The 255-nt window shown below is 53.7% G+C and carries 1 rRNA gene; it reads right to left on the reverse strand.

Annotated features, from left to right (window positions below):
• A 16S ribosomal RNA gene (locus tag GTP58_RS30975) occupies positions 1-255 on the reverse strand; the annotation flags it as partial.

Genomic DNA, 255 nt, shown 5'->3' on the forward strand with positions numbered 1-255 from the left:
GCCTGCGCACGCTTTACGCCCAGTAATTCCGATTAACGCTTGCACCCTACGTATTACCGCGGCTGCTGGCACGTAGTTAGCCGGTGCTTATTCTTCAGGTACCGTCATGAGGACCAGATATTAGCCAATCCCTTTTCTTCCCTGACAAAAGAGCTTTACAACCCGAAGGCCTTCTTCACTCACGCGGCATTGCTGGATCAGGGTTGCCCCCATTGTCCAAAATTCCCCACTGCTGCCTCCCGTAGGAGTCTGGAC

Origin of the sequence: Duganella sp. CY15W (genome assembly GCF_009857555.1) — a bacterium.
Taxonomy (GTDB): domain Bacteria; phylum Pseudomonadota; class Gammaproteobacteria; order Burkholderiales; family Burkholderiaceae_D; genus Rugamonas; species Rugamonas sacchari.